This is a genomic window from Paenibacillus sp. PvR133 (genome assembly GCF_017833155.1).
Lineage (GTDB): Bacteria > Bacillota > Bacilli > Paenibacillales > Paenibacillaceae > Paenibacillus > Paenibacillus polymyxa_B.
On record NZ_JAFIBS010000001.1, the window covers coordinates 2,429,692 to 2,444,197 of the forward strand.

Below are 14,506 nucleotides of genomic sequence, written 5' to 3' on the forward strand. Positions count from 1 at the left end.
GATGGAGAGCCGAAATTGGATCGGCGGTGAGTGGCAGAACCCTTCAGGCGAGGAAATGGTGGTTCACAATCCTTCGGCCTTGAAGGAGGAGGTCGGAGTCGTCCATTTTTCAGAAACGGGCGATATTACACAGGCCGGGGATGCGGCACGGCTGGCTCAGGCGGGTTGGGCCGCGTTAAGTCCCGCAGCACGGGGAGTTTATCTGTTCAAAGCAGCCGGGTTACTAGAGGCAGCATTACCTGAATTGGCTGAGCTGGCTAGCCGTGAGATGGGCAAGCCGATTACCGAGATGCGCGGAGAGGTCATGCGAGGTGTCCATCTGCTCCGATACTACGCGGCAGAGGGCGTACGATCCATCGGTACAGTCATTCCTTCGAATGAGCCGGGAGTGCTCCAATACACGAAGCGCATTCCGCTGGGTGTAACGGCAGTCATTACGCCGTGGAATTTTCCGGTAGCTATTCCGCTATGGAAAATCGCCCCTGCACTCTTGTGCGGAAACACGGTCATCTGGAAGCCTGCCGAACATGCTTCATTAACTGCAGTACGGGTCGCCGAGCTATTCGAGGCGGTGCAGCTTCCGCCCGGCGTGCTGAACTTAGTCATTGGGCAAGGTAACCGTATTGGCGATGCCTTACTGGAGCATCCGGTACTGGATGCGGTCAGCTTCACGGGTTCTACTGCTACAGGTTTGGGCATTGCGGGACGGTGCGCACGCCGTAATATCAAGTACCAGACCGAGATGGGCGGTAAAAATGCCGCTGTGGTGCTGAAGGACGCGGATGTGGCGCAAGCAGTAGCGATGATTGTTAGCGGAGCTTTCCGTTCAGCCGGGCAAAAATGCACGGCCACCAGCCGGGTAATTGTGGAACAGTCTGTCTATGAGACGTTCACGGAAGCCTTACGCCAAGCGGTGGAAAAAATACAGATCGCTCCGGCGCTTGACCCCGGTGCGTATCTTGGACCTGTGGCATCGGCAAGTCAGTATGAGAAGGTCATGTCCTATGTATCACTCGCCCGCCGGGAAGCCGATATTTTAGCCGAAGGTGGAGCCGCCGCCGGGACGGATAACGGATATTATGTGCGTCCGATGGTGGTGACTGGACTTGATTCGTCCCATCCATTGATTCAGGAGGAGATTTTTGGACCTGTGATGGGGGTAATGCAGGCGGACGACTTCGAGGATGCGATTCGACTGTGCAATGATTCTATTTATGGATTAAGTGCCTCTCTATTCACCCGCGATTTGCGGTTGGCTCACCGGTTTCTGGATGAGGCGAACGCCGGTATGGTCCGGGTTAATCAGGAGACGGCTGGTGTCGAATACCAGGCTCCGTTCGGCGGTCTGAAGCAATCCAGTTCACATACCCGGGAACAGGGCCAGGCGGCGCTGGATTTTTATTCAGCGATTAAAACCTGCGCGATCAGCTATGAGTAAGCGGGCGACGGGACGAAGTGAGACGGTTGAGAGCGCATCAGGTCATTTGCTCGTATGTCGCTGTGAAGAAGTGAGTATCGCACAGATGGAGCAGGCCTGCCGCATGGGCGTGGACACCGTGCGCCAGCTTAAAATGGCTACGCGGGTGACGATGGGGGCATGTCAGGGCAGGGTATGCCGACAATTGGTGGAGTCATGGTTTTACAATCAGGTTCCTGCTGCCCGCCGGGAGGCGGAGCTGTTATCACAAAGGCCCCCCGTACGTCCCGTAACGTTCGGGCAGCTGGCAGAGGGAGGTTCCTTATGAGCCGCATGCGTATTGTAAATCACCCTATTTTGGGACCAAAGCCGGAACGTCGGCAGGTATCTTTCATTTTTGACGGTCGTCCTATGCAGGGATTGGCCGGAGAGCCATTGGCAGCAGCGCTGCTGGCCAGCGGTGTCCGTTTGCTGAGAAGGCATGAGGAATCCGGTACGGCCAGAGGTGTATACTGCGCCATTGGGCATTGTAACGAATGCCGCCTGACGGTTCATCCGTTTGGTACCGTCCGTTCCTGCCTGACCAAGCTGGAGGAAGGTATGGTGGTGGAAACCGGACGGCAACTTTCGAATGAAATCACAGGGAGAATTGTGACATGAATGAAATGGCGCATCTCATCGTCATTGGGGCGGGTCCCGCCGGATTGTCCGCAGCGGTATCGGCTGCTGAGCAAGGATTGCCAGTCACGGTACTGGATGAGTTTACAGAGCCGGGTGGACGCATGCCCGGGCAATATCATGAGGAAGGCAGTCAAGGCTGGTGGGTTGGAAAACACGTTTCGGATGAGCTGATTACCCGTTGCAGGGAACTTGGGGTGGACATTCGCTGCGGCGTTTCCGTACATGGTATGGAATATACAACGACGTGGGAAATTTCCACTTCCTGTGGATTGTTCACTGCGGATTATGTATTGCTGGCGACTGGAGCTGCTGAAATTCCCGTTCCGCTGGATGGCTGGACGCTGCCGGGCGTGATGTCCATCGGGGCCGCGCAGGTGATGACCAACGTTCATTACGTTAAGCCAGGAGAGCGAGGCATCATAGTGGGCATGAACGTATTGTCGATGGCGATTGCCCGCGAGCTGTCTGTCGCCGGGGTGAAGGTGGCGGCGATTACACTGCCGTGCGCTAATCCGCTGGCTGGTGCGGCGGCAGATCCGACAGCCTCCGCGAAGCTGCTGCTTCAGCTGTCGGGGCTGGCCCCTGCCGCCTGGATGCGTGCAGGCGGCAGGCTCGCAGCTGCGATGCGGATGGAGAAACTCATCGCGTGCTGCTATCCCCACAAAGGCTTCCGTCTGTGGGATATCCCGATCCGGTTGCGGACGGCGGTGCTGTCCGTCAACGGGCAGGACCGGGTCGAATCTGTGACCCTGATCCACGTTAAACCGGACGGCTCGCCTATTCCCGGCAGCGAGCGCGTCGAACCCGCCGACTTCGTGGCGTTGAGCGGCGGCTTGTACCCGCTCGCTGAGCTGGCGGCGGTAGCCGGGTGCAAGTTCGTGTACAGCCCTGAGCTAGGTGGGCATGTTCCACTGCATGGTGAGCGAATGGAAACCTCGCTCAAAGGGCTGTACGTTGCCGGCAATATTACCGGCATCGAAAGCGGGCTGGTCGCGATGGCCCAAGGTCGATTAGCCGCCGCTTCCATGCTCCATGCCGCTGGACTCGGCGGAGCAGGCGGGGAACAGCGGGTGCAGGAGGCGATCTGTGAGGTCCATTTTGCACGCAAGCATGCGCTGATTCAGTTTCATCCCGGCATTACAGAGGCGAGAACGCAGCTGTACCAGCAGTGGGGGCAAACCTCTGGCAGCGGCGCGTAACGGCTCATTGTGTTTGATATGCATTTTTTTATCCCAAATTCGCCTTAAAGGAGGAACGGAAAGTGACTCTTAAAGCAAAAGCCCATATGAAAGCAAGGCCGTTCGCACTGAATGAGGTGGTATTGGCTGAAGGTCCCTTCAAACAGGCGATGGAGCTGAACCGATCTTATCTGTTGGAGCTTCAACCAGACCGCCTGCTGGCGCGTTTTCGGGAATATGCCGGACTTACGCCCAAAGCGCCTCAGTATGAAGGCTGGGAAGCGATGACTATTTCCGGTCATACACTGGGACATTACTTGTCCGCTTGCTCCATGATGTATGCTTCAACGGGCGATGAGCGTTTTAAAGAAATTGCTCATTACATTACGGATGAACTAGCCGTTTGTCAGGCGGCGCATGGTGACGGATATGTATCCGGTATTCCAGGGGGGAAGGAACTTTTTGAAGAGGTGTCTGCTGGAAATATTCGCTCGAAGGGCTTTGACCTGAACGGTGCCTGGGCACCCTTGTATACACTGCACAAGTTATTCGCTGGCCTGCGGGATGCGCATCATTTGACAGGCTGTGATAAGGCATTAGATGTAGAGCGCAAGCTGGCGGACTGGCTCGAAGGAATTATGAAGCCGATGAGCGATGAGCAGCTCCAGCAGATGATGTTTTGCGAATATGGAGGCATGAATGAGGTATTGGCCGATTTGTATGCGGATACCGGGGAAGAGCGCTACTTGTGGCTGGCTGAATGCTTCTGGCACAAGCTGGTGCTGGACCCGCTTAGCTCGCAGGAAGACTGTTTGCAGGGCATTCACGCCAATACACAGATTCCGAAGCTGATCGGGCTTGCCAAGGAATATGAGCTGACCAATGATACGAAACGCCGGGCAACGGTGGAGTTTTTTTGGGAGCGGGTGGTGGATCATCATTCGTATGTCATTGGCGGGAATAGCTTTGGAGAATATTTTGGCGCGCCAGATGGCTTGAATGATCGCATCGGGCCTCATACGACGGAGACGTGCAATACCTATAACATGCTTAAGCTGACCAATCATCTGTTTCAATGGAATGCTTCCGCCAAGGAAGCGGACTTTTATGAGCGAGGTCTATTCAATCATATTTTGGCTTCGCAGGACCCGGTTCACGGGGGCGTAACGTATTTTCTGTCGCTGGCGATGGGTGGGCACAAGCATTTTGAAAGCAAATTTGATGATTTCACGTGCTGTGTCGGCACAGGGATGGAAAACCATGCGAGCTACGGCAGCGGCATTTATTTTCACGATCACGATAAGCTGTATGTCAATCAGTTCATTGCCTCCACGCTGGAATGGAAGGACACAGGTGTTACGTTAAATCAAAATACTTCCTATCCAGAGACAGATCATACGACGCTGGAGATTCAATGCGATCAACCTGCCTCATTTATGCTGCTCATCCGTTATCCATATTGGGCTGAAAAAGGAATTACCATTCGTGTAAATGGCAAGGAGCAATCGGTTGTATCGGAACCGGGCAGCTTTGTCTCCATCGCCAGAACGTGGATTGACGGTGACGTTGTAGAGGTGACGATTCCGATGTCGCTGAGACTGGAGCAGATGCCAGATAACCCGGATCGGGCGGCTATCATGTATGGACCGTTGGTGCTGGCAGGAGACCTTGGACCCTTAGAAGATCATAAAGCCAAGGATTTCCTGTACACACCGGTATTCATCCCCCAAACGGAAAAGCTGGATGCCTGGATACAGCCCGTGGAAGACAAGACCAATACGTTTCGTACCTTGAATGCAGGGCATCCCCGGGATGTGGAATTGTCTCCTCTGTATAAAATGCATGACCGTACGTATTCCGTATACTGGGACATTTTTACCAAGGAAGCGTGGCAGGAGGCGGAACAGGAATACACAGCGGCACGCGAAAAGCTGGCGATTCTGGAGCAGTGCACGATTGATTTTGCCCAACCCGGAGAAATGCAGCCGGAGCGAGATCATAACTTCCAGGGAGATGCTTCGACTCGCACCGGATATGTGAATAACCGACCTTACCGGAATGCGGGAATTGACGGCTGGTTTTCTTTTGATCTGAATACAGATCCGTCTGCTCCGATGCTGTTGGTCATTACCTACACAGCTACACTGGAAATGCCTAACTGCGGTTTTGATATTTTGATTAACGGTCATCCGCTTGAGCATTTTAGTGAAGGTTTTGATGAGGCCGATAAGTTTTACAACGTTAATACTGCTATTCCGGCTGCATATCTGGAGGGTAAGGATCAAGCGACAGTAACCTTCAAGGCCAAGCCGGGACAGCGTATCCGCAGATTGTTTGGGCTGAGGATGGTCAACAAGGACGTATATGAGCAACGCTATCAAGCTGGAAGTTCAGGTATACATGAATGATCTTTGAAATGTTTCGTGAGAGAAAAGTAACGTTTGATTTTTAGTCCGGTATGATTTATGATGTAAGAAATATTGGATGATGCTGGAATAATCCATATGGTGGTATGAGCTGATATATTCATAGTTTTGTTGCGCGTGAAGCACACGGGCTGTTTCTTCCTTCATAGGGAGAGGCAGCCCTTTTTTGTTGATATTTTGCGGAAATATAAACTTTTTTAAAGAGTCAGTTCTATGATTTAGGGGGAGGGATTGCTCAATAGAGTCTATTTGTTAGGAATGCTTTGTATTAGAAGTTTTTCTTATAGATTTTGTAATAGGGAAACTCTATAATATATAAGTTGTATCCAGTATTTTCCGAAAGTGGGGATGCGATAAGTTTATGAGATTAGAGATGATATACATAGTTTAAAGTTTAAGCTGACAAAGGGGATAGAGAGATGAGTATGAAAAAATGGATGTTGAGTTTGACCGCAGTCACGTTGCTATGGGGCGCGACAAGTACGATTCCAACGACGGAGGCAGCAAGCAGCACCAAACCGATTGAAGTCTTGTTAAACGCGAAAAAAATACAGTTTCCAGATGCTAAACCTTTTCAGGATAGCAACGATTATGTGATGGTTCCGATTCGTTTTGTATCCGAGGCATTGGGGGCTAAGGTTGGCTGGGAGAAAACAGACGGCCAGTTGGCTGTGTCGATTAAAAATGATGCACATGCTGTTAACATGACAGTGGGTCAAAACACCGCTACCGTGGATGGGCAGACCAAAACGTATGAAACGAAGATTATTTTGAAGCAAAACCGTACTTTTGTGCCGCTGCGGTTGGTAAGTGAAGGCCTGGGGCAGACGGTGGAGTGGGATAAGATCAGCCGCTGGGTCTGGATTGGGAAGAAGGAAATTACTGCGCTGGAGGATACAGGGCATCAGGCGGTAAGTATCGAGCCGTATAAAAAGGCGTTCGGCACAATGCCTGGTCTTCTAAACAATGTTGTTGGTCAGCCGTATGACAAAGTGGTGATCTTTAAACTGTCCGACTTGCCTATTAAGTTGTTGCGCGATATTTATTCAGTCGAGCCTTATACGAGTCCAAAGGGAGTTCCATACCTGAAAGTGCGGGCCAAAACAAAATCTACGGCAGGCAGCCTTTTTTACTTGACTAAAAACAAGGATGTGCGCCTTCGCCCTGCACTAGATGAATTGACGCAAGACAATGGAGACGGTACAAAGATGCTCTATTACAAAATATATTCGTATGCTGACGCTAACCTTTATGGCAACAAGGATTATAAAACTTTTAAGCTGCAAGACATTGAGTACATTGGTTTTGATCTTGCATCGAGAGACTACATCCCAATAATGGTTAACCCGTGGAAAGGTAATTAAGAAATGGGGAAAACTGAACGCATTCTGGCCGTATTGCTGGTGGGGGTACTGCTTTTGTTGCAGCTCCCGCCTTTTTCTTTCCCTATCGATAAGGCGGCAGCCGATACAGAAATTACTCCGCTGTCCTACTATGCAGACAAGAATAATCGTTACTTTGTCGGTATGATGTATTTCGATATGTGGAAGAATATCGCAGGGACGTGGGTCACAAACGGTGGTAAACAGCCTGGAAAAGGGATGCATGGTGAGGCTACTTTTACTTACAAATTTAGTTTCCCGGGTAGAAAAATAAAAAGTGTTGAAGCATCACTTTATAAACCTAATGATGAGAACAACAAACTAAACCCTGACTATATCAAATATTTTGAGAAATCTCGTTCTGATAGCTATGAAGAATACGTACGTTACATAAGTAAAGGCACAGTGAAGGACGATATTCGTTCCTACCAAATACAGGGGGTTGGAACGGACTCCACCATTATTCCGATTACAGTAAACATGATGCTTAATGCGGAAGTCATAGCCAAAGATATTAAGGAAGAGAGTTGCCCTACCTGTGCCAAAGAGGTAGAAGCCTGGCGTATCTTTCAGCCCATCCTATTCAAGATCGAACTGGAGAGCAGTCTAATCGTCAAGCATTTTACCACTGATGGAAAATCACTTAACAACGTATTTTCACCAATAGAAGATGAACTAAAAGCTGATCAACTGTATGATTTTACCCCGCCAACCAACCCGAAATATGAGTATGTGGGTTATAAGAAAAGCACGACCGGTAAACCGCCAAGCGGAGATATTTTGCCGGGAATTGTACCCGGATTTACCTATGACGGTTCTTTTGAGCAGTTTACCGCTTATTTGTATTACAAAGAAGCTCAGGGCTGTCCTAAGCCTGGAGAAAGTCAAGAGGGAGCACCCTCAGATTGCCAAGATAATGAACAGCCAACAAAAGGTGTTGTCTGCTCCCGCCCCGTTCCAGGTCTGCGCTTGGAAACTGCCGAACTGGACCCGACAGTATCTGCCGTTATCAAAGCGGACCAGCGTGGTCGGGAACGATTTGACGTATCCAAAGGTATTCCTACATCTGAAAGCCTATACGGTCATGTGCAAGCGAAGAGATACCTTTTTCAACATAAGTTTGTGAACATGACAGGCCAGTGTACATATACGGTGAACGTAAAACGGGAATATCGATTGACCTGGCGGCCTAAGAAAAAATCTCGGCGGAGTGAGACCGTGAAGCGAACCTATACTTACCAAATCGTCCGTCCATACTCATATTGGACGATAGATAATTTGGAGGTGTACGGAATTAAGGAGGCTACGCTCCGAAATTATGCGTTACCTAATGAAACAATCACTTTGCGTCCGCAATCCTATACACCCCCTTCCTATATTGCAGCGACTCAGGGCAATTTTTATCCGCCCCCTGCACCCGGGACAGTGGATGGCGGTAGCCGTAGCAAAAACGGTGGCAGCAGCAAGCCGAGTGTACCTGATGACCGTAGTGCACTGAAATCCAAGGCAGAGGGGGCTGTTAAGGAAATCGAAGTGGAAAACGACACTCTAACCTTTGAAAACAAGATCATTATGAATCCGGAGCGCGTTAAGGTGAATGGCCCTAGGCCAGGCGTTATACCCTCTTCCGGAGCAATTGGGCCGGATGTGCTGTACAGTCCGGATCATGTGATTGATAAGTATAAGATAAATAAGTCCAATACGCCCAGCAGCGGTGACATCACTTACGCTATTCTCAAAGGAAATATCAATGGAGGAGCGGATAAAACGTTTACGATACAGGGAATTAATACGGTGACTGTTCACACTCCCGTAGTGAATCTGTCTAAAGTGTCGGACGATGCTGCTCATAACCAGAAAACCCAACCTACGAAAGGACGATCTGCGCTTATTTTGGAGCGCCCTTTCCGGGTGACGATCTCGACAGCAGGCCCACATTTAAATATTCCTGGCTATGGTGATCGGGAGTATGCCAAATATGTACGAACCAAGCAGGTGCGATTTCCGTTCGATGTCTACGACAAAGGGAAGACACAATTTTATCCGCGGGGTACCTGGATCGACATTCCGGTGCAGCAGCTCGACACAGACTTTTATTTGCCCGTATGGGTGGATGAAGGCAACTATACAGTTGTGTTCCGTACCATTGCCGAAAATGCACCGGACGGGTTCACCGAACAACGCCATGCCAACACGGATATCGCCCATCATGTTGCCAATGATGTGGTGAATATTGAGGTCATCGGACGGATGTACGATTTTCATATCACGGATATTGCTGATTACCATTGGGAGCGGGTGTTTCGGCAACGAAAAGGAAGCTCGATGCATAGCGGTTTGTCCTATTGGACGGGGCTTGGCAATATTGACGGGTTGCCTAGAGGGAACCCGGAGCCATTCACCTTGCCTGTTCGTCCCGGCAGTCACCCATATGAAGGTTATGCAAATGTGGCGGTCAAGACAGGCTATCATTTCAAGTTTGACCTCAAAACCAAAGGCAATATGTTTAGCGCCAAGGACGGTATTCGCATCACGCCATCGTTCTATTGGGTGAGCAAAGATGGGCGACAGCGGGAAGAGGTGGATCTGTATACACATTCCGGCAGTCGAAAATTTATCCGTTTGGGATCGGCGGAGGACCGGGAAAAGCGATATGTTATTTTGAATGAACGGCTACGCAATGTGCCGATGGAGGAAATGCAGGACACGTCAGCCTACCAATACAAGCATGAGCTGAGTGAAGCACAGCAAAGCCAGTTGACACTGGAACGTTATGTTTCCCTGTATGCCCACCGTATTGCACGCAGCAAGACCTGGATTGGACGTTACGACTGGCTGGTACTGCCTGCGGCTGTGCGTACCTTGATTGGTCCGAAGACAGACCTGCCAGATGGGGTCAACGTGGATCGCGCTAATGCGTCGATTCAGCGCTGGTATGGTGAATATAGCCTGCCTGCTGATGTGTACGCAGTCACCAAAGGCACGGATTTGCGCGAGGTCAGTCGCCGTCAGGAGCTAAACGAGCATACAGATATATTCAAGAAAACGGGCTTTATCGTCGTCAACTTTAATGTGGAGTCACTGCGTCAGGGGGACACGGAGCATCCGCATTTACAGTATATAAATGGTCCGCTATTGAACCAGTGGCAACTGGAGGGTTACCGCCGAGAGATAAAAGACCCGTACGGGCATATCTTTCATTTACAGGACGGGGATGTAGTATTTTATCATGCGGATCAGTCCAGTCGGGACGATTTCAGTTCATTTGTCCCTCACTAGCTTGCAGTAATCAAGACGAATCCTAATCCATAACTAGCGCGAAAAATACGAAAACGGACAATGGAACAATCCACTGTCCGTTTTTTTTATGCCTAAGTTTTCATACGTTATAATAGACCGATATATCTGGGCTTTTTTTACGGAGAACAAAGGAACGGCTAAACAAAGGAATGATTGAATTGAAGGAGTGATCATGGTGGATGAAAAGGATTGTTTAATGTTGTGCTACATTGCAGAAGAACAGAGCATGAAACGTGCCGCCGAACGTCTATATATTACACAGCCTGCCTTGACCTACCGTCTGAACCAATTGGAAAAGGAGTTCGCTGTACCTCTCATTGTACGCGGGAACAGAGGAACGAAGCTGACCATGGAAGGGGAGCGACTGGTGGAGTATGCCAAACGGAATTTGAGGGAACTGACCGAATTAAAAGAAGCTGTCATTCACCTGAGAGGGGAAGTAAAAGGTACGCTGCGCTTGGGGATTTCAAGCTATTACGGACATTATCGGCTACCGCCGATTCTTAAAAGCTTTAAAGATATTTATCCTGACGTGCAATTTTCAGTCACCTGCGGACTCAGTGCGGAAATCTATGAGATGCTGCGCGGGGATGAAATTCATCTGGGTGTTATCCGCAATGATTACCCTTGGTCTGAGGGAAAGCATCTTCTTCATGAGGAGCATATCTGCGTGATCTCCAAAGAAGCTGTAGAGCTTGAGCAATTGCCGGAGCTTCCAATGATTCGTTATAAGGACCCGGGGAAGCCGCAACTTTCCGGTCATATGTATTCCTCGTTCAACGAATCGGTACAGGCATGGTGGAGTGAGAGAATAGGCCGTGCACCACGAGTTTCTATGGAGGTGGATAGCTACGAAACCTGCAAGGAAATGGTTCGGCACGGACTGGGATATTCAATCGTACCCGAAATATTTATCTCTCCCAAGGATGAACTGTATGCATTTAATTTGATTCGTAAAAATGGAGATCCTGTCCTGCGTAGAACATGGATGTTGTATAAAAATAAATCCAGCCGTCCTATGGCAGTGGAAAGATTTGTAGAATGGATGCTCCAGTCTTGAGGCTGTAAATACATTGAATATACGTAATTAATGGTGAAAAATAGCGTATATCAAGGACAAATATGTCATATATAAAATAATTTTAAGGATAAAGCCAAAAAATATTAAATTTACTTCACTGGTCTTCGCTTATACAATGTTGAATATTGGTTGTATAATTATTCGTTATTGCGAATGAAAGGCGGTATTCCATTGATGGATTTAACAACGAACGGACATAATGGCAGAACGTCATCCCATGAAGAGATTTTGAAGGCTGTAGATGCAAAGGATCATGAGTTGCGGGAGCTTGCCCGAACAATACATACCCATCCTGAATTGAGCTTTCATGAATATCAGGCTCAGGGATGGCTCACGAGTACACTGGAGCAAGCTGGTTTTGCTGTGGAAAAGGGGATTGCAGGACTGGAAACCTCCTTCCGCGCCGAATGGGAAGGGAAGCCCGGCGGACCGACAATTGCTTTGCTGGCAGAGTATGACGCACTTCCGGTGATCGGACATGCCTGCGGTCACAATCTGATCTGTACCGCATCGGTCGGAGCAGCCATAGCCCTAAAAGAAGCGATATCGGACCTACCCGGACGTATTGTGGTATTGGGCACACCCGCCGAGGAGGAGGGCGGCGGCAAAATCATGATGTGCGAGCATGGTGTGTTCGACGGCGTGGACGCCGTGATGATGGTGCATCCACAGAATAAAACGATGGTTTTACGCGGGGGACTGGCCTGCGTGGACGCCACCTTCACGTTTCATGGCAAGCAGGCTCATGCTGCATCCTCCCCGGAGAAAGGCATTAGCGCGCTGGATGCTATGATCAATGCCTTTGTGGCGATTAATTCGGTTCGCCAGTTCGTTACCAGCGACGTACGTATCCACGGCATTATTACCAAAGGCGGGGATGCTCCCAATGTCGTGCCGGAGCTGTGCGAGGCTGTGTTTATTTTACGGGCGCAAACCGTCGTCGGTCTGGCTGAGGTGAGGGACAAGGTGTATCGTGCTGTTCGTGCGGCGGCAGAAGGTATGGGCGCGACGGTGGATATTGTCGAGGGGCTTATTTATGCGGAGCGCAATACCAACAAGAAGCTGGCGGCTTTGTTCCAGAGCAAGTTGGAGCAGTTGGGTTTGGAGGTTCACGAGCCGCCTGCGCAGGGAGGGATCGGCTCGTCGGATATCGGCAATGTCAGCCAGATTACTGCAGCGATTCATCCTTATATCCGATTGGGTGACGCGTCCACGCACACGCCGGAATTTGCCCGGCTTGCAGGAGCAGAGGAAGGCATGATTGAAATGAATTATGCCGCCAAAGCGCTGGCGCTGACCGCTTATGATCTGGTAACCGATCCGGTGGCTTTGAGAGAGGTACGGACTGAATTTGAACAATGGCAAGCGTTGAGAAACGGGGGAGCATCCGAATGAGTAGCAACACGACCGTACCGAGGGGTCCGAAGAAATGGCTGAAAATGCCGCACACCTTTGTCATTCTTATTTTTCTGACCTTAGTGGCTGGAATATTGACTTATGTCGTTCCCGCTGGAGAGTTTGAACGGGTTAAAAATGAAACGACCGGCAAAACGCTGCTCGTTCCCGGTTCGTACGCTCATGTCGATCCGAATCCGGTTACGCTGTGGGACATCCCAAAATCCATCGTATCCGGTCTAGTCGATTCGGCTGATGTTGTCTTTTTCATTCTAATCATTGGCGGTGTCTTTCAGATTATTACTTCCTCGGGCACAATTGAGGCGGTGACCGGAAGAGTTGCGAGGTCTTTTTCCAACAAGGGGTTATGGGTCATTCCCGTGTTTATCACCTTGTTTTCCGTAGGTGGTTTTACCATGGGAATGTCCACTGAGGTGATGGTATTCGTGCCGATTGGTATTGCCATCGCCCGGGCGTTGAAATTTGATGCGTTGACGGGTACGGCCATGATTTCGCTGGGAGCCTCCTGCGGGTTTACCGCCGGGCTGCTGAACCCGTTTAATGTGGGATTGGCACAGGCGATTGCGCAAATTCCTATTTTTTCAGGGCTGTGGCTTCGTGCCATCCTGTTGGTCATCCTGATCGTTATTACGAGCTTATATATTATGCGTTATGCCAGTAAAGTGAAGACAAGCCCGGAAAGCAGCCTCGTTTACGAATTGGAAAAGAGCGCTGAAGACAAGCCGGTGGATCTATCCAATCTGCCTTCCATACAGCTTAAGCATATCCTGATCATTTTGACCGTTATAGTAAGCTTCGCGATGTTAATCTGGGGAGTGTCCAAAAAAGATTGGTGGATGGAGGAACTGGCTGCCCTGTTTCTTTCGATGGGAGTCATTTCCGGCTTTTGTGCAGGCTACGGGCCAAGTCGCATTGCGACAGAGTTTGCCAAAGGGGCCAAAGATATCACCTATGGTGCCCTGATCATTGGTTTTGCACGTTCCATCGTCGTCGTGCTGGATCACGGCAATGTGATTGATTCGATCGTTAACAGCCTTGCGATCGTGGTGGGACATCTGCCGGAATCCGTGCAAGTGCTGGGTATGTATGTGTTCCAAAATGTCATGAATGTATTTATTACCTCCGGTTCGGGGATGGCAGCGACGACGATGCCCATTATGGTGCCGCTGTCCGATCTGTTGGGTATTACACGGCAGACCACAGTCCTTGCATTCCAGTTGGGAGATGGATTTTCGAATATGATTTTGCCTACTTCCTCTGCCTTAATGGGGAGTTTGGCGGTGTCGGGTATTCCATATCAGAAATGGGTTCGCTTCTTTTGGCCGTTACTGGCCGCTTGGTTCGTACTGGGTGCAGTATTCGTGGTTGTAGCTCAAATTATTGGGTATCACTAAAATATAAAAGGAAAATTAGATATATATTGAGTCCTCAGTATGCCGTTAACAGGCTTGGTGAGGGCTGTTTTATTTGGAATGAGTAAACAACACGGTTTTGTGTAGAGAAATCCTCGGATATTTAAACGCGTTTGGGGGAACGGCAAAACTATAATAATAGGGAATTTAATTTATGTAAGCGCAATCATTTCGGGTATTTGCTTGTCATCACAATACATTCGAGGAGGACGA

The 14,506-nt window shown here is 49.7% G+C and carries 10 protein-coding genes; all 10 read left to right on the top strand.

The genetic code is table 11. The features are described from left to right. Position 1 precedes the first annotated feature (1 nt). On the top strand, positions 2–1,438 hold the full coding sequence (locus JOE49_RS10805; protein ID WP_209941065.1) for an aldehyde dehydrogenase family protein: 1,437 nt from the start codon (positions 2–4) through the stop codon (positions 1,436–1,438). Continuing rightward, positions 1,431–1,745: a (2Fe-2S)-binding protein gene (locus tag JOE49_RS10810; protein ID WP_068938458.1), complete on the top strand. Its 315-nt coding sequence runs from the start codon at positions 1,431–1,433 to the stop codon at positions 1,743–1,745. The genes JOE49_RS10805 and JOE49_RS10810 overlap by 8 nt, the downstream gene beginning before the upstream one ends. Then, the gene (locus JOE49_RS10815; RefSeq protein ID WP_023987257.1) at positions 1,742–2,077 is read left to right on the top strand and encodes a (2Fe-2S)-binding protein; all 336 of its coding nucleotides are present in this window, start codon (positions 1,742–1,744) and stop codon (positions 2,075–2,077) included. Before JOE49_RS10810 ends, JOE49_RS10815 begins: the two co-directional genes overlap by 4 nt. After that, positions 2,074–3,297: an NAD(P)/FAD-dependent oxidoreductase gene (locus JOE49_RS10820; RefSeq protein ID WP_080751603.1), complete on the top strand. Its 1,224-nt coding sequence runs from the start codon at positions 2,074–2,076 to the stop codon at positions 3,295–3,297. Before JOE49_RS10815 ends, JOE49_RS10820 begins: the two co-directional genes overlap by 4 nt. An 86-nt stretch (positions 3,298–3,383) precedes the next feature. After that, the gene (locus tag JOE49_RS10825; protein ID WP_209943595.1) at positions 3,384–5,684 is read left to right on the top strand and encodes a glycoside hydrolase family 127 protein; all 2,301 of its coding nucleotides are present in this window, start codon (positions 3,384–3,386) and stop codon (positions 5,682–5,684) included. Positions 5,685–6,121: 437 nt separating this feature from the next. Then, the gene (locus tag JOE49_RS10830) at positions 6,122–7,066 is read left to right on the top strand and encodes a copper amine oxidase N-terminal domain-containing protein (RefSeq protein WP_209941066.1); all 945 of its coding nucleotides are present in this window, start codon (positions 6,122–6,124) and stop codon (positions 7,064–7,066) included. A gap of 3 nt (positions 7,067–7,069) precedes the next feature. Beyond that, positions 7,070–10,363, top strand: coding sequence for a DUF5704 domain-containing protein (locus JOE49_RS10835; protein ID WP_209941067.1), 3,294 nt, complete (start codon positions 7,070–7,072; stop codon positions 10,361–10,363). A gap of 193 nt (positions 10,364–10,556) precedes the next feature. Beyond that, positions 10,557–11,444 carry a LysR family transcriptional regulator gene (locus JOE49_RS10840; RefSeq protein WP_048481493.1) on the top strand — a complete coding sequence of 296 codons (888 nt, stop codon included), beginning with the start codon at positions 10,557–10,559 and terminating at the stop codon, positions 11,442–11,444. Positions 11,445–11,639: 195 nt separating this feature from the next. After that, entirely contained in the window at positions 11,640–12,860 is a 1,221-nt protein-coding gene (locus JOE49_RS10845; protein ID WP_071559118.1) for a M20 family metallopeptidase, read from the top strand. Beyond that, positions 12,857–14,275 (top strand): YfcC family protein, encoded by a 1,419-nt coding sequence (locus JOE49_RS10850; RefSeq protein WP_209941068.1) that lies wholly within the window; start codon positions 12,857–12,859, stop codon positions 14,273–14,275. Before JOE49_RS10845 ends, JOE49_RS10850 begins: the two co-directional genes overlap by 4 nt. The last annotated feature ends 231 nt before the right edge of the window (positions 14,276–14,506 follow it).